This is a genomic window from uncultured Marivita sp. (assembly GCF_947488135.1).
Taxonomy (GTDB): domain Bacteria; phylum Pseudomonadota; class Alphaproteobacteria; order Rhodobacterales; family Rhodobacteraceae; genus Marivita.
The window spans coordinates 718,467-744,871 of sequence record NZ_CANKYW010000001.1 but is presented as its reverse complement, the minus strand read 5'-3'; the positions used below and the strand labels follow the sequence as shown (position 1 = coordinate 744,871).

The window sequence follows — 26,405 nt, the reverse complement described above, 5'->3', positions numbered from 1 at the left end:
CCCAAAAAAATCATGAAATGCGCGAAATCAATCCACCGGCCTCGCGGCTGATCCGGCCTTCCAGCTCCAGATCGGTAAGCGCCGGTGACACGATCCGCGAGGTCGCGCCGAGATCGCGGATGAGTTGATCTTCGCCGAGCGGAGATGGGCCGAGACGGTCGAGGATTTTCTGATGCAGCTTCGCGACTTCGGCCAGTGAGCGATCTTCGACAACCGGGGCCAATGGCAATTCCGGCGTGGTTTCCGCTGCGTGGGCCAAGGGTGCGAGGGCTTCGATGACATCCTCTGCGTTCCTGACCAGACGCGCGCCGTCGCGCAGGAGCATGTTGCATCCGCTGGCGCGCGCATCGAAGGGATGGCCGGGAACCGCCATAACCTCGCGCCCCTGATCGAGCGCCGTGCGCGCCGTGATCAGGGAACCGGACCGCGCCGCAGCCTCGACCACGATCACGGCGCTGGCGATGCCCGAGATAATGCGGTTGCGCGCCGGGAAATGCCGTGCCTGCGGTTGAAGGCCCATCGGCTGTTCGCTGATCCGCGCGCCGCCACTGGCGACGATGTCCTCCGCCAGTTTCGTGTTCTCCGCTGGGTAGATCACGTCGACACCGCCGCCCAGCACGGCGACGGTCCCGGTCTTCAACGCGGCGAGATGTGCGGCCGTGTCTACGCCGCGCGCCATGCCCGAGGTGATGACATAGCCCGCCGCCCCCAGTTCCGTGGCCAGCGCCCGCGCCATGCGTCCGCCAAGCGATGACGCGTTTCGTGCGCCAACCAGGGCAATCTGCGGTTTGCTCAGAACCGACACATCGCCGATCGCCCAGAGCATCGGCGGCGCATCTTCGAGATCGGTCAGGCTTTCCGGATAGTGGCCATCGCCCCGACAGAGCAGTTCTGCCCCAGCCGCCTTTGCCGCCTTGAGCTCCGCATGAATGACGGCTTCCGGGCAGATTTCATAATTTTCGACACCAGCGGCACGCGCGATTTCGGGTAGCTGCTCCAGGGCTTCGGCAGCCGTTCCGTGGTCGCCCATCAGGCGATAGAAGGTGCTGATCCCGACCCGGCGAGAGCGCAAGAGACGAAGCCAGTCAAACCTTTGGTCTTCCGTGGTGGGTGGGAGTAGGGGGTGAGTGGAAGAGTTGCGTTCCAATGTCATCCTGTCTCCGTCCGCTTGCAGAGACAGGAATAGGCCTTCACTGGTTAATCACTCGTGAATCGGTGCAGGGGCTTTGCGAAAATATCCTCTCTGCACCGCTAAACCCCTGCACTGTATGGCATTTATTCTTACGCCTGAGCCCCACCGACGGTCAATCCGCCGATCATCACGGTGGGTTGTCCGACGCCAACCGGCACCCATTGCCCCTGTTTGCCGCAATTTCCCATCCCCGGATCAAGCGCCATGTCGTTGCCCAGCGCGCGAATCTGTTGCAGCGCCGTCGCGCCGTCACCGATCAGGGTGGCGCCTTTGACCGGCGCTCCGACCTTTCCGTCCTTCACGCGATACGCCTCGGTACAGGAGAAGACGAACTTGCCGTTGGTGATATCCACCTGCCCGCCGCCGAACCCGACCGCCCAGATCCCGTCCTTGAGGTCGGCCACGATATCGCCCGGGTCCGCATCCCCGCCCATCATGTAAGTGTTGGTCATGCGCGGCATCGGGATATGCGCATAGCTTTCGCGCCGCCCGTTTCCGGTGGGGGCAACCCCCATGAGCCGCGCGTTCTGGCGGTCCTGCATGAACCCCACCAACTTACCGTCCTCGATCAGAACGTTTTTGCCCGAAGGCGTGCCTTCGTCGTCCACGGTGATGGACCCGCGCCGGTCCGGGATGGTGCCATCGTCGAGCACCGTCACACCCTTGGCCGCCACTTGCTGCCCCATGAGCCCTGCGAAAGCGGAACTGCCCTTGCGGTTGAAATCGCCCTCAAGCCCATGCCCCACCGCCTCGTGCAACAGGATACCGGGCCATCCCGGCCCAAGCACGATGTCCATGACACCGGCCGGAGCAGGCACCGCGTCGAGGTTCACAAGCGCAATCCGCAGCGCCTCGCGCGCCTTGTCCTGCCAGTCGGACGGATCAAGTAGACCGTCCAGCATCACGCGCCCGCCCCCTCCGGCGGTTCCCGATTCGCGGCGGCCATTTTCCTCGACGATCACGCTGACATTGACGCGGGTCATCGGGCGGGTGTCCGACACGAGCGTGCCCTCGGGGCGCAAGATCGCCACCTCTTGCAAAGACGCCGCGATCGTCGCGCTCACCTGCACCACCCGTGAATCCAGACCGCGGGCAAAGGCGTCGATCTCGCGCAGGGTGTCGACCTTGACCGGAAAGCTGTGCCCGGCGATGGGGTCGGCATCGGTGTAAAGCTTCGTATTGGTCCCCGCAGGCTTGTGCGCCAGCGTACCGCCCCCCTCGCCCACGGCGAGCCGCGCGGTTTCGACGGCCCGCTTGATCGCCGATTCGGAGATGTCGGTGGAATGGGCGTATCCCGCCACCTCACCGCGCACGGCCCGCAGGCCGAATCCCTCGGACGCGTCATAACTGGCGGTGCGGATGCGCCCGTCATCGAACACCAGAACCTCGGACCGGCGCCGTTCGAGGAACAATTCGCCATCATCTGCCCCCGCCACGGCCTCTTTCAGAAGGGCCAAAGCCCTGTCCTGATCAAGATGCGTGTCGAATGGTTGGAATGACGTATCGGCCATGGAACCCCCAGAGGTGAAATTTGATCCAGATCAAAGAAAGCGCGTTTTTGCCGCAAGCAAGCTTCTTTAACTGATGCCCAGAATATGGTTTTAACCGCTCCCAAGACAACGGGAGGATTGTGTCGGCTCAAGCCGGACATCGCCTTTCTTTGCATTTTGACAGAACACGCAACCGATCAGGGTAAGACATGCAACTCAAATCTTTGCTCTTGGGTCTGGCCACCACCTTCGCCGCAGCACCCGCCTTTGCCCAGCAACAGCTGGAGACCATCGGCACACCGGTGGACCGGGGCACCGGCTTCCAACCCGCCGCGACCGAACTGGCGCGCGACCTTCAGTGGCTCGACGGGATGATCCTCATCATCATCACCGCCATCGTGCTCTTCGTGACGGCGCTGCTCGCCTATTGCATCGTGCGCTACAACAAGCGCGCGAATCCGACACCATCGAGCTTCACCCACAACACCCCGATCGAGATCGCATGGACCGTCGGTCCGATCCTGATCCTCGTGTTCATCGGTGCGTTCTCCCTGCCGGTGCTGTTCAAGCAGCAGGAAATTCCCGAAGGCGACCTGACGATCAAGGTCACCGGCTACCAGTGGTACTGGGGCTATGAATATGTGGGCGAAGACCTCGCCTATGACGGCTACATGATCGGCTCGCCCTTCACAGGCGGCGACAACCGCATGACCCCCGAGGTCGAAGAGCAGCTCATCGAGGCGGGCTACCAGAAAGAGGACTTCCTCCTGGCGACCGACACCGCAGTCGTTGTGCCCGTGGGCAAGACCGTCGTGATGCAGGTCACTGGCGGCGACGTCATCCACTCCTGGACCATCCCGGCCTTCGGCGTGAAGCAGGACGCGGTTCCCGGTCGTCTGGCCGAGCTGTGGTTCACCGCCGAGAAGGAAGGCATCTACTTCGGCCAGTGTTCCGAGCTGTGCGGTCTGGCACATGCCTATATGCCGATCACCGTCAAGGTGGTCAGCGAAGCGACCTATGACGCGTGGCTGGCGGCGTCCAAGGAAGAAGGCAACTACGTCGACGTCCGCACCGTTCTGACGAACTAAGCACCTTCGGCGCAAGCGGACCTCCGTTTGCGCCGACTGACAGGCCAACCTGACCCAACGCAGGTACAGAATCGTGACCGATACAAGCATCAACACACACATGCGCAGCGCCGAAAACGAGGCGCAGTTCAGCGACTATTACGCGCTTCTCAAGCCGCGTGTGATGACGCTTGTCGTGTTCACCGCCTTCGTTGGTCTGCTGGCCGCACCGACACTGGTGCATCCGTTCATCGGCTTCTGCGCGATCCTGTTCATCGCCATCGGCGGTGGGGCGTCCGGCGCGCTCAATATGTGGTGGGATGCCGATATCGACGCCGTGATGAAGCGCACGCAGCGCCGCCCGATCCCGTCGGGCAAGGTCACGGGCGATGAGGCACTGGCCATCGGTCTGGCTCTCTCGGCGTTTTCTGTCGTGTTCCTCGGGCTTGCGACCAACTGGTTTGCAGCGGGTCTGCTTGCGTTTACCATCTTCTTTTACGTCGTGATCTACACGATGTGGCTCAAGCGCTGGACACCGCAGAACATCGTCATCGGCGGCGCGGCAGGTGCCTTCCCCCCGATGATCGGCTGGGCTGCCGCCACGGGCGGCGTCAGCGTCGAATCCGTGCTGATGTTCTGCCTGACCTTCATGTGGACACCGCCGCATTTCTGGGCGCTCGCGCTTTTCATGCGCAAGGATTACGACAACGCGGACGTGCCGATGCTGACCGTGACCCACGGCCGCCGCGCGACGCGCAATCACATTCTGGTCTACACCGTGCTGCTGGCCGTGCTGGCCGTCGCCGCCGGGTTCACCTCTATCGGCGGTCCGATCTACATCGCCACCTCGGTCGTGCTCAACGCCATGTTCCTGCGCGGCGCGTACCAGATCTGGCGCCGCGACGAGGATATGTCGGAAGAGGACAACTTCCTGATCGAGCGTAAGTTCTTCAAACTGTCGCTGCTCTATCTCTTCGCCCATTTCGGTGCGATCCTGATCGAAGCGGGACTGGACAAGATCGGGGTGTGGGCATGAGCCTGTCCAAACAACACGAACTTCACGAGCGCCGTTTCGGGCGAAACCTTGGTGTCGGCCTTGTTCTCGTCGGGCTGATCGCCATCGTGTTCGGCCTGACGGTCGTCAAAGTCACGCGCGGGGACTATGAGACCCCGGCAACACGATCGGTGAGTGAATGAAACAGCTTGATCCGAAGAAGAAAACCGCGCTGCAAGGCGTTGCCGTCGTCGTCTTCATGGGCGCGCTGGCCTGGGCCTCCGTGCCGCTTTACGACTGGTTCTGCCGGGTGACCGGCTTTGGCGGCACCACCAACGTGGCCGACGCCAGCAGTGTCGAGATCATCGACCGAACCATCAAGGTGCGCTTCGATGCCTCGCTGGAACGCGGTATGCCGTGGGAATTCAAACCCATGCAGTTCGAAGTCGAACTGCGCCTGGGCGAAGAGGGTCTGGCCTTCTACGAGGCCTACAACCCGACCGACCGGCCGATCGCGGGCACCGCGAGCTACAACGTCGCGCCCTACGGCGCGGGCCTCTATTTTTCGAAGATCGCCTGCTTCTGCTTTGAAGAGCAGATCCTGATGCCCGGTGAACGGGTCGAGATGCCGGTCAGTTTCTTTGTTGATCCCGACATTCTCAATGACGCAGATGCGAAATTCGCAAAACACATCACCCTGTCCTATACGTTCCACGAAATCGATCTGCCCGAAGAAACGCAGGCGATGCTTGATGCGGAACAGACCGACAGCGGTTCTCTGAACTAACGCCTAGCCACGAGGGACCAAAATGGCGCACGCAAAAGATCATGACTATCACATCCTGAACCCCTCCGTCTGGCCGTTCATCGGCGCGGTCGCAGGGTTCGTGATGCTCTTCGGGGCCGTGCTGTGGATGCACGGAAACGGGCCTTGGATGTTCCTTATCGGCTTTGTCGGCGTTCTTTACGTCATGTTCGGCTGGTGGGCCGATGTCGTGGCCGAAAGCCAGGTCGGCGATCACACGCCCGTCGTGCGGATCGGTCTGAAATACGGCTTCATCCTCTTCATCATGTCCGAAGTCATGTTCTTCGCAGCATGGTTCTGGAGCTTCTTCAAACACGCGCTCTACCCGATGGGACCGGACAGCCCGGCCATCGACGGCGTCTGGCCGCCCGTGGGTATCGAGACCTTCGATCCGTGGCACCTGCCGCTGATCAACACGCTGATCCTGCTTTGCTCGGGTGCGGCGGCGACGTGGGCACACCACGCGCTGGTGCACGAAGACAACCGCGAAGACATGAAGTGGGGCCTGATCATCGCCATCGCGCTGGGCTTCATCTTCACCCTGTTGCAGGCCTATGAATACAGCCACGCGGGCTTCGGCTTTGCCGGTAACATCTACGGCGCCAACTTCTTCATGGCGACAGGCTTCCACGGGGCCCACGTCATCATCGGCACGATCTTCCTGTTCGTCTGCCTGATGCGCCTGATGCGCGGGCATTTCACCCAGGACAAGCATGTCGGTTTCGAAGCCGCGGCCTGGTACTGGCACTTCGTTGACGTCGTGTGGCTCTTCCTCTTTGCCGCCATCTACGTCTGGGGTCAGTAAGTAAGACCTCTGGAAAGGTCGTTGCGCCTTGAACCGGAACGACCAACAAGGATAAAGCAAGGCGCGCCGGATCGGCGCGCCTTTGTCACTCTCAGGAGCCTCCCTTGTCCCGTATCGCCCTGCCTCTTCTGACCGGTCTGATCGGCACCGCGATCCTCGTCTGGCTGGGCACCTGGCAGATGCAGCGCCTGGAATGGAAGCGCGGGATCCTGACCGAGATCGAAAGCCGCATCGGCGGCGACCCGGCCCCCCTCCCCGCGACGGGTGATCCCGCGACCGACCGATACCAACCTGTACGCTTGAACGGTACGGTTGAACCGGACGAATTGTACGTTCTGGTCTCGCAAAAGCGTGTCGGCGCAGGCTACCGCGTGATCTCTCCCTTCGTCACCGAAGACGGCCGCCGCATCTTGCTGGACCGGGGCTTCATTCCCGTGGCCGACCGCGACAACGAACGCGACGGCGGTCCGGCGGAGGTTGCCGGCAACCTGCATTGGCCCGATGATCGCACCTCCGCCACGCCGGACAATGACATCGCAGGCAACACCTGGTTCGCCCGCGACGTGGCTCCGATGGCTGAGGCCCTGAACACCGAACCCTTGCTGGTGATTGCCCGCAACATCTCGCCCCCCGATCCGAATGTGACACCCCTGCCCGTGGACACCAGCGGCATTCCGAACGATCACCTGCAATACGCGATCACCTGGTATTCGCTCGCCGTTGTCTGGTTGATCGGAACCATCGCGCTGGTATGGCGCTTGCGACAGACGAAGGAAGGCTGAAGCCTGATGCAGTATATCTCGACCCGCGGCAAAGCCCCGGCGCTTGGTTTCGAAGACACAATGCTGTCGGGTCTTGCCCGCGACGGGGGGCTCTATGTCCCCGAAACGATCCCGACGCTCAGCGCCGACGACATCCGCGCGATGCACGGCCTGCCCTATGAAGAGGTGGCGTTCCGCGTGATGCGGCCCTTCGTCGGCGACGCCTTCACGGACGAGGTGTTCGCTGACCTGATCGCCAAGTCCTATGGCTCATTCGGCCACGACGCCCGCGCGCCGCTGGTGCAGCTTGGCTCCGGTCACTTCCTTTTGGAACTGTTCCACGGCCCGACGCTCGCGTTCAAGGACTTCGCGATGCAGCTCATCGGACAGATGTTCGAGGAAGCTCTGACCCGCCGCGGCGACCGCGTGACCATCGTGGGCGCGACCTCCGGCGACACGGGTTCCGCCGCGATCGAGGCGTTCCGGGGTTTGGATGCGGTGGATGTGTTCATCCTCTACCCCCATGGCCGCGTGTCCGAGGTTCAGCGCCGCCAAATGACCACACCGACCGAGAGCAATGTCCATGCGCTCGCGCTAGATGGCGATTTCGACGACTGCCAGGCGCGGCTCAAGGATATGTTCAACCATTTCGAATTCCGCGACGCGGTGCGGCTGGCGGGGGTCAATTCGATCAACTGGGGCCGCGTGCTGGCGCAGGTGGTCTATTACTTCTCCTCCGCCGTGTCGCTGGGCGCGCCGGATCTCAAAGTCAGCTTCACCGTCCCCACCGGCAATTTTGGCGACATCTTCGCGGGCTATATCGCGAAGCGCATGGGCCTTCCCATCGACCGGCTGGTTGTGGCGACGAACCAGAACGACATCCTGCACCGCTGCCTGAGCACCGGCGGCTATGTCACCGACAGCGTGACTCCGTCTATTAGCCCGTCAATGGACATCCAGGTCTCCTCGAATTTTGAGCGCGCGCTGTTCGACGCCTATAACCGCGACGGCAACGCCGTGTCGCAACTGATGGACGAACTCAAGGCCGGCGGCTTCCATGTCAGCCAGGGCGCGATGCAGGTGCTGCGCGATCATTACGACAGCGGGCGTGTATCCGAGGACGAAACGCTGGCGATGATCACACATGCGCACAAACACATGGGCGAATTGCTGTGCCCACATTCCGCCATCGGCGTCGCCGTGGCCGAGGCGCAGCGCGACCCTAACGTGCCGATGATCACGCTGGCCACCGCGCACCCGGCGAAATTCCCCGATGCGGTGGAAAAAGCCAGCGGCATCCGCCCGCCCCTGCCCGAGCGCATGGCGGACCTTTTTGATCGCGACGAACGTGTCACCCGCGTTCCGAACGACCTCGACCAGCTTGAAACCCTCATCAAAGACAGGATCGCCTCTTGACCGTCCAGACTGCCACACTTCCCAACGGGTTCCGTATCGTGACCGAGCATATGCCCGGTCTGGAGAGTGCCGCCATCGGCATCTGGGTGACCGCAGGTGGCCGGCACGAACGGCCCGAACAGAACGGCATCGCGCATTTCCTTGAACACATGGCGTTCAAAGGCACCGAGACGCGGTCAGCTTTGCAGATCGCCGAGGCCATCGAAGACGTGGGCGGCTATATCAATGCCTACACCTCGCGCGAGGTGACGGCCTATTACGCCCGCGTGCTGCGCAACGACGTGAGCCTCGCGCTTGACGTGGTGGCCGACATCCTGCGCAACCCGGTGTTCGATCCCAAGGAAATCGAAGTCGAACGCCACGTGATCCTGCAAGAGATCGGTCAGGCTGCCGATACGCCCGACGACATCATCTTCGACTGGCTTCAGGAACGCGCCTACCCGGATCAGCCCATCGGGCGCACGATACTGGGCGAAAGCGACCGCGTGTCGGCGTTTTCCAAGGACGATCTCGCCACCTTCGTGTCCGAACATTACGGCCCGGACCAGATGATCCTGTCGGCAGCAGGCGCTGTGGATCACGACGAAATCGTCAAACAGGCCGAGGCGCTGTTCGGCGACATGGTGTCCCGCCCCTTCCTGACCGCAGACGCGGCCCGCTTCCAGGGGGGTGAAAGCCGTCACATCAAGGACCTTGAACAGGCACATCTGGCGCTCGCGTTCGAATCCCCCGGCTACCGTGATCCGGGCTTTTACGCAGCACAGGTCTATTCCGTCGCTCTGGGTGGCGGCATGTCGAGCCGCCTGTTCCAGGAAATCCGCGAAAAGCGCGGGCTGTGCTACACGATCTTTGCCCAGACCGGGGCTTATTCGGACACCGGCATGACCACGATCTACGCCGGGACCAGCGGCGAAGAGATCAAGGATCTCACGAATCTCACCATCGACGAGATGAGGCGCGCCGCCGAGGATATGTCGCCCGCCGAGGTCGCACGCGCGCGCGCCCAGATGAAGGCCGGGTTGCTGATGGGGCTGGAAAGCCCGTCATCCCGCACCGAACGCCTGGCGCGGATGATCCAGATCTGGGGCGAGGTGCCATCGCTCGAAGACACCGTGTCCCGCATCGATAGCGTCACCACCGGGGACGTGCGGGCCTTCGGTGAACACCTCGTCCGACAGGCCCCGGCGGCGATGGCGCTTTACGGCCCGGTCGACACGGCGCCGGACCTGCCGACCCTGTCCCAACGACGCGTGGCCTGATGCTCAGTCTGCGGCGCAAGCTTCGGCTCGATACCGAGCGGATGGTGCTGCGCCCGCCGATGCACAGCGATTTCACCCCGTGGAGCGCCCTGCGCCGCGACAGCGAAACCTTCCTTGCAAAGTGGGAACCCAGCTGGGCCGAGGATCACCTCTCGCGACGGGCCTTCACCAACCGAGTCTACTGGGCCAACCGCGCCATCGGCAACGGCTCCGCCGTGCCCTTGTTCCTGCTCCGGCGCAGCGACGACATGCTGCTGGGTGCCATCACGCTCGACAACATCCGGCGCGGCCCGGCGCAGGCGGGCACGCTGGGGTACTGGATCGGAGAGCCCTTCGCGCGACAAGGCTACATGCGCGAGGCGATTGACGCCGTGGTGCATTACGCCTTCGACCGGCTTGATCTGAGCCGCATCGAAGCGGCCTGCCTTCCCGAGAACAAGGCCTCGCGCGGATTGCTGGAAAAAGCCGGGTTCAAATACGAAGGCGTCGCTCAAAGCTACCTTCAGATCGACGGGCGCTGGCGGACCCATGTGCTTTACGCCTCATTGCGGTTGGACCGCCGTGGCCGCACCGACGTCGGATGAACGCACCAAGACCCAACGCGCATATTTGATTAGACCCCCCCTAGGGCTGCGCTATCTTGCGCGTCAGGAGGTGTCGCTATGCGTTTCAAATCGTTCTGGATGGCCTGTGTCGTCATCATCATGGGATCGGCCGCAGTCGCCCAGGAGACACGTCGCCCGAGTCATTGTCTCGCCATCGCCGATGCGACGCCCGGCGCTGCCTATATCCAGAAAGCCGCCTGGACCAACCCGGTCCCCGAGTACAGCGTTCGGATCAACTACGTCGCCCACGCCACCTTTCTTCTGCAAACACCCGGCGGTCTGAACGTCGCCACGGATTTCACCGGGTTTCTGGGGAATACCACGCTGATCCCCGATGTGGTCACGATGAACCACGCGCATGAAACGCACTGGACGGCCAACCCCGATCCGGCCATTCCCCATGTCCTGCCGGGCTGGGGGCCATTCGGCGAAGGGATCGAGCATCACGTCGATGTGGGAGAGATGCTCATCCGCAACGTATCGACCGACATCCGCTCCACCTTCGGCGGGACCGAGGACAATGGCAATTCGATCTTTATCTTCGAAGTCGAGGGCTTGTGCATCGGCCATCTCGGGCACCTGCACCATGAACCCAACGATCAGCAATACGCAGCAATCGGGCGGCTCGATGTGGTGATGGTGCCGGTGGATGGCGGCTACACCCTCCCGCGCGAGGTGATGGTGCGGATCGTGGACCGTCTGCGCTCAAGCGTGGTCATTCCGATGCACTGGTTCTCCGGCTACGCGCTCGACTCGTTCCTTGAACAGGTGCAGGACAGCTTTGTCATCGACCGTCGCGATACGTCCTTTATCGAGTTGTCGTTGCGCGATCTGCCGTCCCGTCCTACGGTCGTGGTTCTGCGCCCCCAATGGTTGCGGGACGCCCAAGACTAACGCATTCGGAGCCTTCCATGCCACGCGATTCTGCCGATAGCGGGTTTATCGACACCCTGTCGCACCATTTCCCTGCGGACACGTTCGCCCGCGCAGACCAATCCTACCTCGAAGAGCCGCGCGGACGGTATCAGGGTGCGAAGGGCTTTGTTGCTCGGCCGCGCGATACGTCCGAGGTCGCGTCCTTGGTGCGCGCCTGCAACGAGGCGAGGGTGGGCGTCGTGCCTTACGGCGGCGGTACTGGCCTGGTCGCTGGCCAGATCGCCCCCGAAGGTGATGCGGAGGTGCCGTTGATCCTGTCGCTTGAACGGATGACGCAAATCCGCGCGGTGTATCCGCAGGAAAACGTGCTGATCGCCGATGCAGGCGTGATTCTTGCCAACATTCAGTCCGCTGCCGAAGACGTGGACCGCCTATTTCCGCTCTCTCTGGCGTCAGAGGGATCGGCCCGTATCGGTGGGCTGCTGGGAACGAATGCAGGCGGCGTGAACGTCTTGCGATACGGCACCACGCGCGATCTGTGCCTGGGGCTCGAGGTGGTGATGCCCGACGGGTCGGTCTGGAATGGTCTCAAGCGGTTGCGCAAGGACAATACGGGGTATGACCTGCGCAACCTGATGATCGGCTCCGAAGGCACGTTGGGCGTGATCACCGCAGCCTCTCTCAAGCTGTTCCCGCGACCGGCCAGCATCGGCACGGCGGTGTTCGTGATCCGCGATGCCGAGGCGGCGCTTGACCTCTTGTCTCTGGCCAAGTCGCAGCTTGGCGAAAGCATCAGTGCCTTCGAGCTGATGCATCGCAACGGTCTGGACTTCCTGTCACAGACAATGCCCGAGATCCGTAAACCTTTCGGCGACCACCATCCCGAATGGATGATCCTCATGGATATCGGCCTGCCCAAGGGGTTGGACCCGCAAGAGGCGCTCGAGACGCTTTTCGTGTCCGCCGAGGCGGAAGGCATCGTCTCCGACGCCGTCATCGCGCAGTCCGAAGCCCAGCGCACCGAATTCTGGTCGGTGCGCGAGCACATCCCCGAAGCCAACCGTCGCATCGGCGCGGTCTCAAGCCACGACGTGTCGGTGCCCCTGGGCGAACTGCCCAGCTTTATTGCGCGGACCCGTCAGGCGATTGCGCAAGTGGGCGACTTCCGCATCAACTGTTTCGGGCATGTGGGCGACGGCAACCTGCACTATAACGTGTTCCCGGCCGAAGGACGGTCACGCGACGACTTCTTGACGGAGACGAAAGAGATCAAGCGGCTTGTGCATGACATCGCAGCGGATCTCGGCGGCACCTTCAGCGCCGAACACGGCGTCGGCCGCGCCAAGAAGGCCGATCTGGCCCGCTACGGCGATCCGACCAAGCTGGCCGCGATGCGCGCGATCAAGACCGCTCTCGACCCCAAGGGTATCATGAACCCCGGCGCCGTCCTAACGTGAGGCAACACGGAACACACATCCGTCGGTAACAAGCTGGGGCGGCGTCAGACACAGCCCTTTCGCCGTCTGAAAGGCTTGCAATACCTTGGGCACATAGGCACGCGTTTCGGCGTAGTCTGGAACGCCACTGTTTTTGACGACCGCGTTTTCCCCGGCATTGTACCCGGCCAGAACCAGTATGACGTCGTTGTCGAACTTCTCCATCAGGAAGTCGAGGAACGCGACACCGCCCTTGATATTCTGGGTGGGAGAGAAGCTGTCGCTGACACCGAAGCGTTCGGCGGTTGCGGGCATGAGCTGCATCAGCCCCTGCGCCCCCACCGAGCTTTGCGCGTCTACACGCCCCGCCGACTCCACAGCGATCACGGCCAGAGCCAAGGCAGGCGACACCCGGGTGCCAACGGTGTGCAGCAGGATATCCCGCCCGTGCCGCTGCGCGATGTTCTGCAAGTCCTGCAAGCGTGGAGCAGTGATACCCTGCCCGGGAGGCGGATTGGACAATCGCACCAGGGCAGGCTCCAACCGACCGGGGCCTTTCGCGTCAATCGACGGAGAGACGTCTTGCCAGAACCATGCCAATGTCTCCCCACCCGGTGCGCGGGGCTGTGCCGCAGGTGTGGCGGGGGCCGGGACGGTCGGCGCAGGCTGAGGCGCGATCTGGACGGTAATGCGCTTTTTCGCCCCCGCTGACGGTGGCTTCACACGCTTGGCCGAAAAGTCCGGGAACGGCGCAGGTTCTGCCGACACCGTGCCGACGCCCAGCGACGCGGCCAGAAAAGCCGTGATCAAGTACCGTTTCATTTGCAGGCTCCTGCTCGATGCCCATTTTTTATTGCCGTTGAGTATTACACAATTGCAGCAGCAAGGCCATTTCGTTTCGAATACGGTGTCAATCCAGTGTCGCGCACCATCCGGAGTGAACGATCGAAAACTGTTTTAAACAAATTTTTGTTTTTATTTTTATTTAAAATCAATTACTTATGCATTTTCCGTTTACTTTTTTCGTCGGCTGCAAAATCGGACCAATGCCGTCAAACTGCTGCCCCAATCCAACGACTATAACAGGTCATCCAAGACGGGATGGAGCGAAAGAGAGAGCGCTCCGCTTACAGTCCTGAGCTTGGCCAACGTGAGCAAAACTAAGATTATGGAGATCACAATGATCAAATTCATCAAGAACTTCCGCAAGGACGAAGACGGCGCCGTAACAGTTGACTGGGTTGTTCTGACAGCCGCAGTTGTGGGCCTGGCAATCGCAGCCTATGGCGCAATCCAGACGAGCACCTCCAACGTGCTGGCCGACACTGGTGTCGCAGTTGGAACCGCTTCCACATGGGTGAACGGTTCCGGCGGCACTGGCGGTGGCGATGGCGGCAGCTAATAATCGTCAGATTTGATTGACAAGAGAAGGCGCGTTACCCGCGCCTTCTTACCCCAAGAAATGAGGCTGTGACATGTTGCGTAAAATCAAGTTCTTCTGGCAGAATGATAGCGGTGCCGTTACGGTTGACTGGGTCGTCTTGACAGCCGCGGTCGTCGGTCTTGCCATGGCAGCTTGGGCCTCAGCATACGACGCCTCCGTAACCGGCGTGGCCGGAAGCACGGGGGATGCGGTCAACGCATTTTCATCTACGGTCTTCCCTGATTGACCCGACATATTCGGCGCGTCGCAGCTTGTAAATATCATGGCGTCAACAGCCAAGAGAATTCACGGGTCGTAAGGCGTACCAAACCCCGCCTCAGACCAATGATAAAGTCCTCGCCTCGTGCGGGGATTTTTGATTCATCGAGGTATATTGAGCAATCCTTCCACGCAGCAGACCGAACTTGATGGCGTTGCTGGAACTTCGGCTGCCGATACGCCTGCTTCCAATCCCGGACCCTACTGCCAAAGGCGGTCTGAAACGGTTTACGCCGCATTCGTCAAGACAAATCCGCGCCAGGCGCAAATCCGATCAAAATCCACGTTTCCGCCACAAAGCGTCCAACAGGCCGACACAATATTCCTATATCCCGGATAATTGTATCATGTTCCAGCACACGAATGGTGCTTGTAGGAAGCATGGAAGGAGGCAAAATGCGTATCGTTTTCGGGCTCGTACTTCTGGCAGGCTTGGCGTTGGCCGGGTTCGCCGTCTACATGGCGCAAAATTACATCAGCAGCTACCAGGTCGCACTTGACCAGGCCCGCAACAACTCGGCGGCCGCGGTCCCCGTGCATGAGGTCTATGTCGCAACACGCAAGATCGACCATGGCGAAGTCATCAAATCCGAAGATATGGCGCTGTTGCCCTGGCCCCGCCAGACGCTTCCCGAAGCCTATTTCGACCAGGCCAATCCGTTGAACGCAAACGGCGCCCTGCCCCGCGTGGCTCTGCGCCCGATCGAAAAGCACGAGGCGTTCATGCCGGCCAAGGTCAGCGAACCGGGGGCAGACGCAGGTCTGACCTCTCGGTTGGCGCCGGGACAACGCGCCTTTGCGATCAAGGTCGATGTCGCCAGCGGCGTGTCCGGCTTTCTGCGCCCCGGCGACCGGGTCGATGTCTATTGGACAGGACGCGTGAACCGTAGCGGAGATGTGACGCGCCTTATCGAGACCGGCGTGCTTCTCATCGCGATCGACCAAGACGCGCAGACCCGAAGCTCCGGCACGACGATTGCCCGCACCGTTACAGTGTCGGCCGACCCTCAACAGGTCGCCGCCCTCGCACAGGCGCAATCCACCGGACGCTTGTCGCTTTCACTGATGGGGCGCGGCGATGATACAGTCGCTGAGGTCATCGAGGTCGATCAGCGGTCCCTTCTGGGACTGGGAGAGCTTCAGGTGGCACCGGAAGTTCAGCAAAACGAAATCTGCACCATTCGGACCCGCCGCGGCGGAGAGGTGGTGGAAGTCCCCATTCCTTGTACGAATTGACACCTCGGACACCGCATGTCGTGTGGACATGATGAAATGACTGAAAGGCGCAACACATTGTTGCGCCTTATCCACATGAAGCCCCCCTCCGAAATCATTGATTCTTGCAATAAAACGCGACTTGACGCAGGCTGACGGGAATATCGGGCATCAAGACCCACATCTGAGGCGTGATCGGAAAGGCAGGTCACATGTACACGAGCAGTCCCCTCAAGGCCGCCCTGTTGGGCGTCGTCCTTGCCATTTCTCCGGTGGCGCACTCAGCATTCGCTGAAACACTGCGTGTCATCCGGACAAATACTGAATCAACTCTGAACGTTCCCATGAACCGGGCGGTGGTCGTCGAAAGCGAGGTTCCTTTCGCGGAGCTCAGCATCGCGAACCCGTCCATCGCGGATATTTCGTCGCTTTCGGAGCGCACAATCTATGTTCTCGGAAAAACGCCGGGCACGACGACCCTGACAATCCTCGACGCGAATGGTCAACTGATCACCAATGTCGATGTCAAAGTGGCACCTGATCTCACGGAATTCAAAGAGCGCCTGCGTCAGGTCCTTCCAAACGAAAAGATCGAAGTTCGCAGCGCGAATGACGGCATCGTCCTTTCCGGGACGGTATCCAGCACTCCGCGCATGCAACGCGCGCTGGACCTTGCACAACGTTACGCACCCGAACGCGTGTCGAACCTGATGTCCGTCGGCGGTGTGCAGCAGGTCATGCTCAAAGTTCGCTTCGCAGAAATGCAGCGGTCCGTGTCGAAGTCGCTTCAGGCTTCGCTGGCAACCGGGGGCTCCGTGCTCGACGGAGACCTTGGACTTGAGCTGGGCACCGGCAATGCTGCACCTTTGGCAGCCGTCGATTCCGTCGCGGATAAGCTTGGACCTGGAGCGGGGTCCCAAGGTGCCATCCTCTTCGGGTTCAATGCGGGCGGGCTCGAAGTGGGCATCCTTCTTGAAGCCCTTGAATCCAAGGGCGTCGTCCGAACCCTTGCCGAACCCAACCTGACCTCTTTGTCAGGTCAGGAAGCAACATTCCTTGCCGGTGGCGAATACCCTGTCCCTGTTTCGCAGGAAGACGGTGCCATCACCGTTGAATTCAAGCCATTCGGCGTCGAGTTGAACTTCATCCCGCGTGTTCTAGACGACAATCTGATCAATCTCGAGCTTGAAGCGGCCGTGTCGTCGATCGACCCAAGCAGCGGCATTGATATCGGCGCGATCCGGATCGACGGGTTCACCCGACGGGAAACGACCACCACGGTGGAACTGCGCGACGGCGAAAGCTTCGCAATTGCGGGACTTTTGCAGGATGATTTTCGCGACCTGAACAGCCAGGTCCCGTGGTTGGGCGATATTCCTGTCCTAGGTGCCCTGTTTCGCAGCGCGGAGTACCAGCGAGAGCAGTCCGAACTGGTCATCATCATCACGCCGCACCTTGTTTCGCCCACACGCGGTGAAGCGCTCGCGCTGCCGACAGACCGTGTGCGCCCCCCGACCGAAAAAGACCTGTTCCTCTTCGGACGCGTCGCCAGCGATTCCCGCAATTTGCAGGGTGCCGCCGGTGAAGTTGCAAAACAGGACTTCAACGGTTCTTATGGCTATGTGATGGATTAAAGCGATGGCACTTCAAAAAAACCTCCGCATCCCCGCAGCCTTGACCGGACTGGCTCTTTTGGCCGCCTGCGCAAGCAGCGATCCGGTCTACAGCGCATTTCACCGCGAAGCGGGTGCGCTGGTGGACACCGGCAACTTCGGCAACGCCACCATGAACAATATCCAGCTCATGAACGGCGAAAAGCGTTACACTTACGATTTGTCGCAACGCTTTGCGAGCGAAGTCATGACAACCGTGAACTTCGCGTTCAATAGTTCGGTTTTGGACAGCGGTGCACGCGACACCTTGCGGGAACAGGCGAACTGGATCCGTCAGTTCCCGGAGATCCATTTCCGGGTCTACGGACACACGGATGCCGTTGGAAGCGAAGCGTATAACAAGCGCCTTGGCCTGAACCGGGCCATTGCGGTCGTGAACTTCCTGGCGTCGCAGGGCATCAGCAAGTCACGCCTTGAGGCGGTTGTCTCATTCGGCGAAACCCAGCCCCTCATCGTGACCGAAGGCCGCGAGCGTCGCAACCGGCGTACCGTGACCGAGGTTTCGGGCTTCGTCAGCTCGCATCCCACTGTGATGGATGGCAAATATGCCGAAATCATCTACCGCGAATACGTGAACAGCGCGACTGCGCCGACGGGGCTGAGAGGCATCCAGGGCAGCGAATTCCAAGCGACGCAATAAAGGCACGGCCCCGCGAGGGGCCATGCCATCGGCCTGAAATACCGTACAATTTCGGTAATTCGGCCCCAATGTTGCCAAGTTTTCCACCGAACTTCGGACTGTAGCAGTCCTTCCCGAACGACTCGGGATTGACGAGCGTGACGCATGCACAACGCAGCGCACGTTCGTCGCGAAGTTAGAGGAAATGAGGCCAATGACGAGTATCCTTCCCAGCACCCCGCAGCCGGCGCCGTTGATCGCGTGCACCATCAGCCGGGATGTACAGGAATTCGACCTCCTGATCGAAGACATGGAAGCCGCTCTGGGCGAAGCCTGGGGCGACCTCGGTTTTGACGAGGCCATGCATTTCTTCTTGCAGGAAGAAGGCGAGGACCTTGAGTTTGTCGCACTTGCCATTGACGCTGACGACGAAGCAAATGTCGATCACCTGGCTTCCATCATCGCCGCCGCGAAATCGCGGCAGATCAAGGTGGTCCTGATTGCGCATGACGTCACGCCTTCAGCGTTGCACCATCTGTTGCGCCAGGGTGCCGACGAATTCGTCCCCTACCCGCTTCCCGAGGGCGAGCTTGCCGCCGCGATCGAGCGGATGCGGACACCCGAGACACCCCATGTCGTTGCCGGAACAGACAAAACCGGCGTGAAACTTTCCCACGATGGCGATGGCGTGATCATTGCGGTTCAGGGCATGGCAGGCGGTTGCGGGGCCAGCACCTTTGCCACCAACCTCGCCTGGGAGCTGGCAACGGTCAGTAAGGACAAACCGCCCCGCGTCTGCATCATGGACCTTGGTCTACAATTCGGAGCCGTGTCCACCTATCTCGACGTACAGCGCCGGGAAGCCGTGCTCGAACTGTTGTCGGACATCGACACACTGGACGACGACACGTTCGGACAGGCATTGGTGACATTCGAAGACAAGTTGCAGGTTTTCACCTCCCCCGCCGATCTACCGCCGCTCGACATCATTGGTCAAACCGAAGTTCAGGCGCTTCTGGACACGGCAGCACGTCATTTCGATTTCGTCGTGGTCGACATGCCGCCCAGCCTCGTTCAGTGGTCGGAAACCGTACTTTACGCCGCTCAGGTTTACTTCGGCGTCATCGAACTCGACATGCGCTCGGCGCAAAACACCTTCCGGCTCAAACGCGCCTTGCAGTCCGAAGACCTGCCCTTCGACAAGATCCGGTTCGTGCTGAACCGGGCACCGAAATTCACCGATCTGCAAGGAAAAAGCAGACTCAAGCGAATGCAGGAAAGCCTCGATATCTCTGTCGATCTGCAATTCCCGGACGGTGGTCGCGCCGTGACCGAAGCCGGTGACCACGGTCAGCCGCTGGGCCTGCAACAGCCTAAAAACCCGCTTCGCAAGGAAATCGCGAAGCTGGCCCGGTCCCTCTACGAAGTCGGCCGGTCCGATGCCGAAGCGGCTTAAGGAGCATAGACATGTTTTCGCGTTACAAAAAAACGGCTGACATTCAGGCCCCTGCCGCGCCCCCGCCCAAGGTCGAGGCCCCGGCAAATTCGCCCGGCCCGGCCAAGGCGTTGCGTAAAGTGCTGCCGACCAAGGCCGCCGTTGCGGAATCCGCAGATCGGGACAAGAAGCGCAAGGAACGTCTCAGCGAAATCAAGCTGGAACTGCACCGCGCGCTTCTCGACAACCTGAACCTCGCCGCGCTGGATCAGGCCACGGAGGCCGAGCTCAAGGCCGAGATCAACGCGATCACGACAGAGAGCCTCCAGGAAAAAGGCATGGTGCTGAACCGTGAGGAACGGATCACGCTGGGCCAGGAGCTTTACGACGAGGTCAAAGGTCTCGGACCTCTGGAAACACTCCTGAAAGACGAGACCGTCAGCGATATTCTCGTGAACGGTCCGCACCAGATCTTCGTCGAACGCGAGGGCAAGCTGCAACTCAGCGATGTGACCTTCAAGGACGAAAGACACTTGATGCGGATCATCGACAAGATCGTGTCCGCCGTCGGTCGTCGCGTCGATGAATCGAACCCGTATGTTGACGCCCGTTTGCAGGACGGGTCGCGTTTCAACGCCATGGTGCCACCAATCGCGGTCGATGGCAGCCTTGTCTCCATTCGTAAGTTCAAGACCGACAAGCTGAGCATCGATGACCTCGTGAACTTCGGGGCCTTCACCGAAGAGATGGCGGTTTATTTGCAAGCCGCCGTCGCGACACGGCTCAACGTGATCGTGTCCGGCGGTACCGGTTCGGGTAAAACGACGACGCTCAACGCGCTCTCGTCCTTTATCGACGACAGCGAACGTATCCTGACGATCGAGGATACGGCGGAACTTCAGTTGCAACAGACGCATGTGGGACGGATGGAAAGCCGCCCCGCGAACGTCGAAGGCAAAGGCGCCGTAACCCCACGAGACTGTCTCAAGAACGCGCTGCGGATGCGTCCTGACCGGATCATCGTCGGCGAAACGCGCGGCGAGGAAGTGATCGACATGCTTCAGGCCATGAACACCGGCCACGACGGCTCCATGACCACGATCCACGCCAACAGCGCCCGCGACGGTGTCAGCCGTCTGGAAAACATGATCGCCATGGCCGGGATCGAAATGCCGCTCAAGGCGATGCGAAGCCAGATCTCGTCCGCTGTGAACCTGATCGTACAGGCCTCCCGCTTGCAAGACGGCTCGCGCCGCATGACGTCGATCACCGAAATCACCGGCATGGAAGGCGATGTGATCTCGATGCAGGAAATCTTCCGCTTCCAGCGGGTCGGCTTGACCCCCGAGAACAAGATCATCGGCCATTTCACCGCCACCGGCGTTCGCTCGAACTACGCGGAGCGCTTCAAGATGTGGGGATATGATTTGCCGCCGTCGATTTATGAACCCTTCAACGGGAACCACTGATCATGACACTAAGCGCAGAACCGATCGTCTACGGCCTGATCTTTATCGCCGTGCTGGTGCTTGTCGAGGGCGTCTATCTCGTTGCCTTCGGCAAATCCATCAGCCTGAACAAACGGGTCAACCGACGCCTGGAAATGCTCGACAAGGGCTCCAAGCGCGACGAAGTGCTGGCCAAACTCCGAAAGGAGATGGACCAGCACATGAATTCCCGCGGCCTGCCGCTCTATTCGATCCTGGCCGACCGCGCCCAGAAAGCGGCCATCGCCTTTACACCCCAGCAGCTCATTCTGGTCATGCTCGGTGTGAGTGTCATGGCCTTCCTGGGGCTTACCTTCGGCACCGAAGCCGGGCTTGCGGTTCGGATCGTCATGGGCATCGCCATGGGTGTCGGTGGTGTCTTTTTCTGGGTGACGAGCAAGGCAAACAAACGCCTTTCATTGATCGAAGAACAATTGCCGGATGCCGTTGAATTGATGGTCCGCTCGTTGCGCGTAGGGCATCCCTTCTCGTCCGCGATTTCCATCGTCTCCAAGGAAATCAAGGATCCACTCGCGACCGAGTTCGGCATCATCGCGGACGAGTCCAGTTACGGCCGCGATATCGGTGAAGCGCTCAAGGCCATGGCCGAGCGTCTGGACATGCAGGATTTGCGCTTCCTCGCGGTCGCCGTTTCGATCCAGCAGCAGTCGGGCGGTAACCTCGCCGAGATCCTGGAAGGTCTGGCAAAAGTGATCCGCGCGCGCTTTCGCCTGTTCCGGCGCGTCAAGGCCATCACTGCCGAAGCACAATGGTCCGGCAAGTTCCTGTCCGGCTTCCCCATCGGCGCATTGATCGTCATTCAGTTGTTGGATCCCAACTATTACGACGAGGTCATTGACCACCCATGGTTCATCCCGGCCTGTTTTGTTGTCGGATCGTTCCTGCTCGTCAATCTGATCGTCATGCGAGCACTCGTGAACATCAAAGTCTGAGGTCAGGACCATGCAAGCCATCAATCAATTCGCCGTCAACATCCTCGGCCCCGCCGGGCCACTGATCCTCATCGCGGGGCTCGGGTTGCTACTTCTCGTCCTTGCGATCCCGATGTTTTTCATGTCGCGCTCCAACCCGATGGATCGCCTCGACACGCAATCGGGCCGTAAGCAACTTGACGCAGAGACCCGTGCGGTTCTGCGCGACAAGAAAAAGAACGACAAACTCAATAAATACGCCCAGTTTCTCGAACCTCAGGATGCCAAAGAGCTGTCCGACATCCGGATGAAGCTGCTTCAGGCAGGCTACCGGACAAAGGACGCGGTTCAACTTTACTACTTTGCGCAATTCGTCATGGGCATCGGCGGATTGATCCTCGGCGTCGGATATTTCATGCTGGTACTGGACCCGTCACAGGCGACGACGCAGCAAACTGTCATGTACACGCTCGGCCCAGGGGCCGCCGGATACTACTTCCCGAAATATTGGATCACCAAACGCGTACAGACCCGTCAAGAAGAGATCGAAAGCGGCTTCCCGGACAGTCTCGACATGATGCTGGTCTGCGTCGAAGCAGGTCAATCGATGGATCAGGCGATCGTCCGTGTCAGCAAGGAATTGCGGGCTTCCTATCCAAGCCTCGCCGACGAGTTCGAGCTTGTCAGTCATGAGATGAAAGCGGGCAAGGACAAGACCATTGTTTTGAACGGCATGGGCGAGCGTTGCGGCGTTCAGGACGTGATGTCCTTCGTGACCGTTCTCAATCAAAGCCAAAGCTTCGGCACGCCGATCTCCGACGCCCTCCGGGTCTATGCGGCAGAAATGCGTGACAAACGCGTCATGCGCGCGGAAGAGAAGGCAAACAAGTTGCCAACCAAAATGACTTTGACCACAATGATGTTCACTGTGCCGCCACTGTTGATCATCCTTGTCGGACCCTCGGTCCTCGGCATCACGCAGCTCGGCGAAATTGGAGGAACAATGGGTCAATGAGTTTAGGGCGGTTTTGGCCCACTCTACTGGTTATCGGATTGGCCGCCTGTGGACCGGGCGGTTTTTCCACGTCTGACGACACGGTTTTCGCACCAAGCGTCGATCCCCGGGGCGCGTCCGTCGATCAACTGACGGTCGGGCACCGACTGATGGCCGCAGGGGAATACGAGCTTGCGCTCAGTTCCTTTCAGCTCGCCGCGGCGGAACAGGGTCTCACCCCTGAAGTGGTCACCTCGCTTGGGTCCGTAAACCTCGCGCTCGGTCGGCTCAATCAAGCCGAGGCGTTGCTGCGCCGCGCGACGACTGACGATCCGGAAAGCCCGGATGCCTGGAACAACCTGGGCGTCGTTTTGATCGAGCGTGACAAAACTGCCGAGGCCGCTCAGGTATTCCGACGCGCCTTTGCCCTCGACAATGGCGAAAGTGTTGCAATTCGCGACAATCTGCGCTTGGCTCTCGCAAAAATGGAAAATTCGCGTTACGATGCGGAAATAGAACAAGAATACAAACTTGTGCGGCGCGGCAGCAGTGATTTCCTTATCCGCCCGACACAGTAATGAGGCAGAGCAGTAAAGGACGCAAAAATGCGCCATCCCTTTATCGTGACCCTATGTGTAACCGGGGCATTCGCGCTTTCCGGTTGTGAGCAAGGTATCGACACGGAAGCCGTGGATCGTGAATTTCAGGGCGTCAATGTCATCGACGGAACCAATCTGAACGAAGTGATGCTGACGGTATCGGATCCGAATGAAGCCGTCTCTTATTTCCAACGCGCCAGCAGTGCGGAGCCCGACCGTATCGATCTGTTGCGCGGTCTGGCCATTTCGCTCGTTCGCGCAAAGCGCAGCGCAGAAGGCGTCGCCGCATGGGCCAGGGTCGTGGACAACGACGCATCCAACAACACCGACCGTGTCGAATTTGCCGATGCGCTGATCCGCAACAATGAATGGGAGCGCGCTGAAACCGTGCTCAACGCCATTCCCCCGACGCATGAAACCTACAAGCGATACCGGCTCGAGGCGATGATCGCCGACAGCAACAAACAGTGGGACAAGGCCGACAGCTTTTACGAAACCGCAGTTGGGCTGACGACGACGCCGGCCTCGGTGATGAACAACTGGGGCTTTTCCAAGCTCACGCGCGGCGATTATTCCGGTGCTGAGCGGCTGTTTACGCAGGCGATCCAGAACGACAATTCGCTGTTTACCGCCAAGAACAACCTCGTTCTCGCCCGCGGCGCGCAAGGAAACTACGTTCTGCCCGTCGTGCCCATGACCCAGATCGAACGTGCGGAGCTTTTGCACTCGATGGGCCTTGCGGCGGTCAAGAGCGGTGATGTCGTGACAGGACGCGGTTTGATGCGCGAAGCTATTGAAACCCATCCACAACATTTCGAAGCCGCTTCCCGCAGCCTCAAGGCACTTGAATCCAGCGTCGTGAACTGAGCGGCCGGATGGATATCTCGGCTTTCTCGGCGCTGGTATTTTTGCCATTCGTCCTTCCGATCTGCGTCTACGTGGCGTTTTCGGACATGCGCGACATGCGCATACCGAACCAGATGGTCGTGCTGCTGTTCTTGGTGTTCGCCATCGTCGGCCTGATCGCCCTGCCCTTCGATGCCTACCTGTGGCGCTATGTGCACCTGATCGTGGTTCTGGTCGCCGGGATCGCTCTCAACGCCGGTGGCGCCCTGGGAGCGGGAGATGCGAAATTCGCGGCAGCTGCTGCCCCGTTCATTCATGTGGGCGACCTGCGTTTCCTGATGGCTCTCTTTGCGGCCAATATCCTCGCCGCTTTTGTGGCACATCGTATCGGCAAGCATTCCGGCCTGCGCAAGATCGCACCGCATTGGAAAAGCTGGACAAATCCAAAGTTTCCGATGGGCCTCGCCCTTGGTGGCACACTCGCCATTTACCTCGCACTCGGGGTCTGGTTCGGCAGGTGATCTGCCAACAACCCGTCCAGTCCTAGCCCTTCTGTTGCCACAATGGCCTGTCAGGGTCAGCCCAAGGATATTTGGCTGAACAGAACCGGGGCTACCGATGAACATGCAAACCAGCGCCGTCATGGCGCCCCCACCGCCCAAGCGCATGGAAGACATGAAGCTTCAGCCGGTGATGATGCGCGATATCATTCTCAAGACGATCTTCCGAAAGAACGTCTCGACCGCGACAGCAATCGCCGCGGCCGTCTGCCTGCCGGTGCCGATCACGCAAGAACTCATCGACTACGCGCGCGGCCAGCTGCTTCTTGAAGCGACCGGTACGCTCAATGCGAACAATGGCTCTGAAATGGGCTACCAGCTGACCGACGCCGGCAAGGCCCGCGCGCTCGATGCTCTGGCGCAGTCCGAATATTACGGCGCGATGCCGGTCCCGCTCGAGGTCTATTCCGAGCAGATCAAACGCCAATCCATCCGCAACATCCACATCTCGCGTCAGCAACTCACCGATGCGATGGGGCACCTGATCCTGCCGCCCGACCTGCTGGGCAACCTCGGCCCCGCTGTCGGGGCCGGGCGGTCGATCCTGATGTACGGGCCTCCGGGCAACGGGAAATCGTCGATCTCCAACGGGATCCGCGATGCGATGGGGGACAAGATCTACATCCCGCACGCCATCGAATACGCGGGCCAGGTCATCACGGTCTATGACCCCATCGTGCACAGCGCCGCCGAAGGTGCCTCAAGTGCAACGGGGCTTCGACTGACCAACCGCTTCGACACGCGCTACGTCATGTGCGCGCGCCCGACCGTGATCACGGGCGGTGAACTGTCGCTGGACATGCTCGACCTTGTCTACAACCCGACGGCGCGCACCTACCAAGCCCCGCTTCAGCTCAAATCGACCGGTGGCATCTTCATCGTCGACGACCTTGGTCGCCAGGCCGAACCTCCGCAGAAGCTCGTCAACCGCTGGATCGTTCCGCTAGAGGAATCGCGCGATATTCTCGCATTGCAGTCCGGTGAAAAATTCGAAGTGCCCTTCGACACGCTGGTGATCTTCTCGACCAACTTCCACCCGAACGAGATCTTCGACCAAGCCGCCTTGCGTCGTATCTTCTTCAAGATCAAGATTGACGGTCCAGACCAGCAGAACTTCCTCAAGATCTTCTCGATGGTGGCGAAGAAGAAAAAGATGCAGCTCTGCGAGAAATCGCTGATCCATCTTCTCAAGACGAAGTACCCGACAATAGGGAACGTGTACGCGAACTATCAACCGGTCTTCCTGATCGACCAGATGATCGCGGTCTGCGATTTCGAGGGTTGGCCCTACAAAATGACGCCGGAACTGATTGATCGCGCCTGGGCCAATATGTTCGTGAAGGACGAAAAGATCGTCAAGTAACAGCCACGGGCGAATTTTCACTCGACTGAAAATCACGGACGCGTCTTCGCGTCCGCACCCGCGCGAAACGGCGTGTCCTATGCCTGCCTTTAAGGCATCAGGCACCCGGCAAAAAACCCGAGATTTGCCCTTGACGGCACGCCACCCCACCCGTAATCACGCGACGGTCCGGCGCGGTAGCTCAGTTGGTTAGAGCGAACGACTCATAATCGTTAGGTCGGGGGTTCGAGTCCCCCCCACGCCACCACTTTTCCCTCTCAATCGTCAGAGCAAA

At 60.4% G+C, this 26,405-nt stretch carries 27 protein-coding genes and 1 tRNA gene; 25 read left to right on the top strand and 3 right to left on the bottom strand.

Annotation, left to right across the window (positions count from 1 at the left end; all coding sequences use genetic code 11):
* Nucleotides 1–10: 10 nt before the first annotated feature.
* On the bottom strand, nucleotides 11–1,153 hold the full coding sequence (gene dprA / locus Q1B16_RS03750; RefSeq protein ID WP_299784879.1) for a DNA-processing protein DprA: 1,143 nt from the start codon (nucleotides 1,151–1,153) through the stop codon (nucleotides 11–13).
* A gap of 128 nt (nucleotides 1,154–1,281) precedes the next feature.
* Nucleotides 1,282–2,703, bottom strand: coding sequence for a metalloprotease TldD (gene tldD / locus Q1B16_RS03745; RefSeq protein WP_299784878.1), 1,422 nt, complete (start codon nucleotides 2,701–2,703; stop codon nucleotides 1,282–1,284).
* Between the two features lie 188 nt (nucleotides 2,704–2,891).
* Between tldD and coxB the strand changes: the two genes are divergently transcribed.
* The 11 genes from coxB to Q1B16_RS03690 all read left to right on the top strand — a co-directional run bounded on the left by coxB (nucleotide 2,892) and on the right by Q1B16_RS03690 (nucleotide 12,727).
* Nucleotides 2,892–3,770, top strand: coding sequence for a cytochrome c oxidase subunit II (gene coxB, locus Q1B16_RS03740; protein WP_299784877.1), 879 nt, complete (start codon nucleotides 2,892–2,894; stop codon nucleotides 3,768–3,770).
* A gap of 73 nt (nucleotides 3,771–3,843) precedes the next feature.
* Nucleotides 3,844–4,785, top strand: coding sequence for a heme o synthase (gene cyoE, locus Q1B16_RS03735; protein WP_299784876.1), 942 nt, complete (start codon nucleotides 3,844–3,846; stop codon nucleotides 4,783–4,785).
* Nucleotides 4,782–4,946 carry a hypothetical protein gene (locus Q1B16_RS03730; protein WP_299784875.1) on the top strand — a complete coding sequence of 55 codons (165 nt, stop codon included), beginning with the start codon at nucleotides 4,782–4,784 and terminating at the stop codon, nucleotides 4,944–4,946. Before cyoE ends, Q1B16_RS03730 begins: the two co-directional genes overlap by 4 nt.
* Entirely contained in the window at nucleotides 4,943–5,530 is a 588-nt protein-coding gene (locus Q1B16_RS03725; RefSeq protein WP_299784874.1) for a cytochrome c oxidase assembly protein, read from the top strand. The genes Q1B16_RS03730 and Q1B16_RS03725 overlap by 4 nt, the downstream gene beginning before the upstream one ends.
* Nucleotides 5,531–5,552: 22 nt before the next feature.
* Entirely contained in the window at nucleotides 5,553–6,353 is an 801-nt protein-coding gene (locus tag Q1B16_RS03720) for a cytochrome c oxidase subunit 3 (protein ID WP_299784873.1), read from the top strand.
* Nucleotides 6,354–6,457: 104 nt separating this feature from the next.
* A complete protein-coding gene (locus Q1B16_RS03715; protein WP_299784872.1) occupies nucleotides 6,458–7,135 on the top strand; it encodes an SURF1 family protein in 678 nt (225 codons plus the stop codon).
* A gap of 6 nt (nucleotides 7,136–7,141) precedes the next feature.
* Complete coding sequence (gene thrC, locus Q1B16_RS03710) at nucleotides 7,142–8,530, top strand: threonine synthase (RefSeq protein ID WP_299784871.1); 1,389 nt, start codon at nucleotides 7,142–7,144, stop codon at nucleotides 8,528–8,530.
* The gene (locus tag Q1B16_RS03705) at nucleotides 8,527–9,789 is read left to right on the top strand and encodes a pitrilysin family protein (protein ID WP_299784870.1); all 1,263 of its coding nucleotides are present in this window, start codon (nucleotides 8,527–8,529) and stop codon (nucleotides 9,787–9,789) included. The genes thrC and Q1B16_RS03705 overlap by 4 nt, the downstream gene beginning before the upstream one ends.
* Nucleotides 9,789–10,373 (top strand): GNAT family protein, encoded by a 585-nt coding sequence (locus tag Q1B16_RS03700; RefSeq protein WP_299784869.1) that lies wholly within the window; start codon nucleotides 9,789–9,791, stop codon nucleotides 10,371–10,373. Before Q1B16_RS03705 ends, Q1B16_RS03700 begins: the two co-directional genes overlap by 1 nt.
* Before the next feature lie 78 nt (nucleotides 10,374–10,451).
* Nucleotides 10,452–11,288, top strand: a complete 837-nt coding sequence (locus Q1B16_RS03695; protein WP_299784868.1) for an MBL fold metallo-hydrolase — start codon at nucleotides 10,452–10,454, stop codon at nucleotides 11,286–11,288.
* Nucleotides 11,289–11,305: 17 nt separating this feature from the next.
* The gene (locus Q1B16_RS03690) at nucleotides 11,306–12,727 is read left to right on the top strand and encodes an FAD-binding oxidoreductase (protein WP_299784867.1); all 1,422 of its coding nucleotides are present in this window, start codon (nucleotides 11,306–11,308) and stop codon (nucleotides 12,725–12,727) included.
* Here Q1B16_RS03690 and Q1B16_RS03685 read toward each other — a convergent pair.
* Complete coding sequence (locus Q1B16_RS03685; RefSeq protein WP_299784866.1) at nucleotides 12,719–13,528, bottom strand: lytic transglycosylase domain-containing protein; 810 nt, start codon at nucleotides 13,526–13,528, stop codon at nucleotides 12,719–12,721. The genes Q1B16_RS03690 and Q1B16_RS03685 overlap by 9 nt on opposite strands.
* Nucleotides 13,529–13,886: 358 nt before the next feature.
* Here Q1B16_RS03685 and Q1B16_RS03680 point away from each other — a divergent pair, with 358 nt between their 5' ends.
* The 14 genes from Q1B16_RS03680 to Q1B16_RS03615 all read left to right on the top strand — a co-directional run bounded on the left by Q1B16_RS03680 (nucleotide 13,887) and on the right by Q1B16_RS03615 (nucleotide 26,378).
* Nucleotides 13,887–14,108 (top strand): hypothetical protein, encoded by a 222-nt coding sequence (locus Q1B16_RS03680; RefSeq protein ID WP_299784865.1) that lies wholly within the window; start codon nucleotides 13,887–13,889, stop codon nucleotides 14,106–14,108.
* Nucleotides 14,109–14,181: 73 nt separating this feature from the next.
* Nucleotides 14,182–14,376 (top strand): hypothetical protein, encoded by a 195-nt coding sequence (locus Q1B16_RS03675; RefSeq protein WP_299784864.1) that lies wholly within the window; start codon nucleotides 14,182–14,184, stop codon nucleotides 14,374–14,376.
* A 428-nt stretch (nucleotides 14,377–14,804) separates the two neighbouring features.
* Nucleotides 14,805–15,644, top strand: coding sequence for a Flp pilus assembly protein CpaB (cpaB, locus tag Q1B16_RS03670; RefSeq protein WP_299784863.1), 840 nt, complete (start codon nucleotides 14,805–14,807; stop codon nucleotides 15,642–15,644).
* A gap of 191 nt (nucleotides 15,645–15,835) precedes the next feature.
* Nucleotides 15,836–17,257, top strand: a complete 1,422-nt coding sequence (locus Q1B16_RS03665; RefSeq protein ID WP_299784862.1) for a type II and III secretion system protein family protein — start codon at nucleotides 15,836–15,838, stop codon at nucleotides 17,255–17,257.
* 4 nt (nucleotides 17,258–17,261) lie between these two features.
* A complete protein-coding gene (locus Q1B16_RS03660; RefSeq protein WP_299784861.1) occupies nucleotides 17,262–17,936 on the top strand; it encodes an OmpA family protein in 675 nt (224 codons plus the stop codon).
* Nucleotides 17,937–18,129: 193 nt separating this feature from the next.
* Complete coding sequence (locus Q1B16_RS03655) at nucleotides 18,130–19,371, top strand: AAA family ATPase (protein ID WP_299784860.1); 1,242 nt, start codon at nucleotides 18,130–18,132, stop codon at nucleotides 19,369–19,371.
* Nucleotides 19,372–19,382: 11 nt separating this feature from the next.
* Nucleotides 19,383–20,819, top strand: a complete 1,437-nt coding sequence (locus Q1B16_RS03650) for a CpaF family protein (protein WP_299784859.1) — start codon at nucleotides 19,383–19,385, stop codon at nucleotides 20,817–20,819.
* A gap of 2 nt (nucleotides 20,820–20,821) precedes the next feature.
* Nucleotides 20,822–21,790 carry a type II secretion system F family protein gene (locus tag Q1B16_RS03645; protein ID WP_299784858.1) on the top strand — a complete coding sequence of 323 codons (969 nt, stop codon included), beginning with the start codon at nucleotides 20,822–20,824 and terminating at the stop codon, nucleotides 21,788–21,790.
* A 10-nt stretch (nucleotides 21,791–21,800) separates the two neighbouring features.
* A complete protein-coding gene (locus tag Q1B16_RS03640; RefSeq protein WP_299784857.1) occupies nucleotides 21,801–22,784 on the top strand; it encodes a type II secretion system F family protein in 984 nt (327 codons plus the stop codon).
* Between the two features lie 149 nt (nucleotides 22,785–22,933).
* Nucleotides 22,934–23,341 carry a tetratricopeptide repeat protein gene (locus Q1B16_RS03635; RefSeq protein WP_366140131.1) on the top strand — a complete coding sequence of 136 codons (408 nt, stop codon included), beginning with the start codon at nucleotides 22,934–22,936 and terminating at the stop codon, nucleotides 23,339–23,341.
* A gap of 27 nt (nucleotides 23,342–23,368) precedes the next feature.
* On the top strand, nucleotides 23,369–24,229 hold the full coding sequence (locus Q1B16_RS03630; RefSeq protein WP_299784855.1) for a tetratricopeptide repeat protein: 861 nt from the start codon (nucleotides 23,369–23,371) through the stop codon (nucleotides 24,227–24,229).
* Between the two features lie 8 nt (nucleotides 24,230–24,237).
* Entirely contained in the window at nucleotides 24,238–24,729 is a 492-nt protein-coding gene (locus Q1B16_RS03625) for a prepilin peptidase (protein WP_299784853.1), read from the top strand.
* A 97-nt stretch (nucleotides 24,730–24,826) separates the two neighbouring features.
* Nucleotides 24,827–26,131 carry an ATPase gene (locus tag Q1B16_RS03620; protein WP_299784852.1) on the top strand — a complete coding sequence of 435 codons (1,305 nt, stop codon included), beginning with the start codon at nucleotides 24,827–24,829 and terminating at the stop codon, nucleotides 26,129–26,131.
* A 170-nt stretch (nucleotides 26,132–26,301) separates the two neighbouring features.
* Nucleotides 26,302–26,378: transfer RNA gene (locus tag Q1B16_RS03615), tRNA-Met, on the top strand.
* Nucleotides 26,379–26,405: the final 27 nt, after the last annotated feature.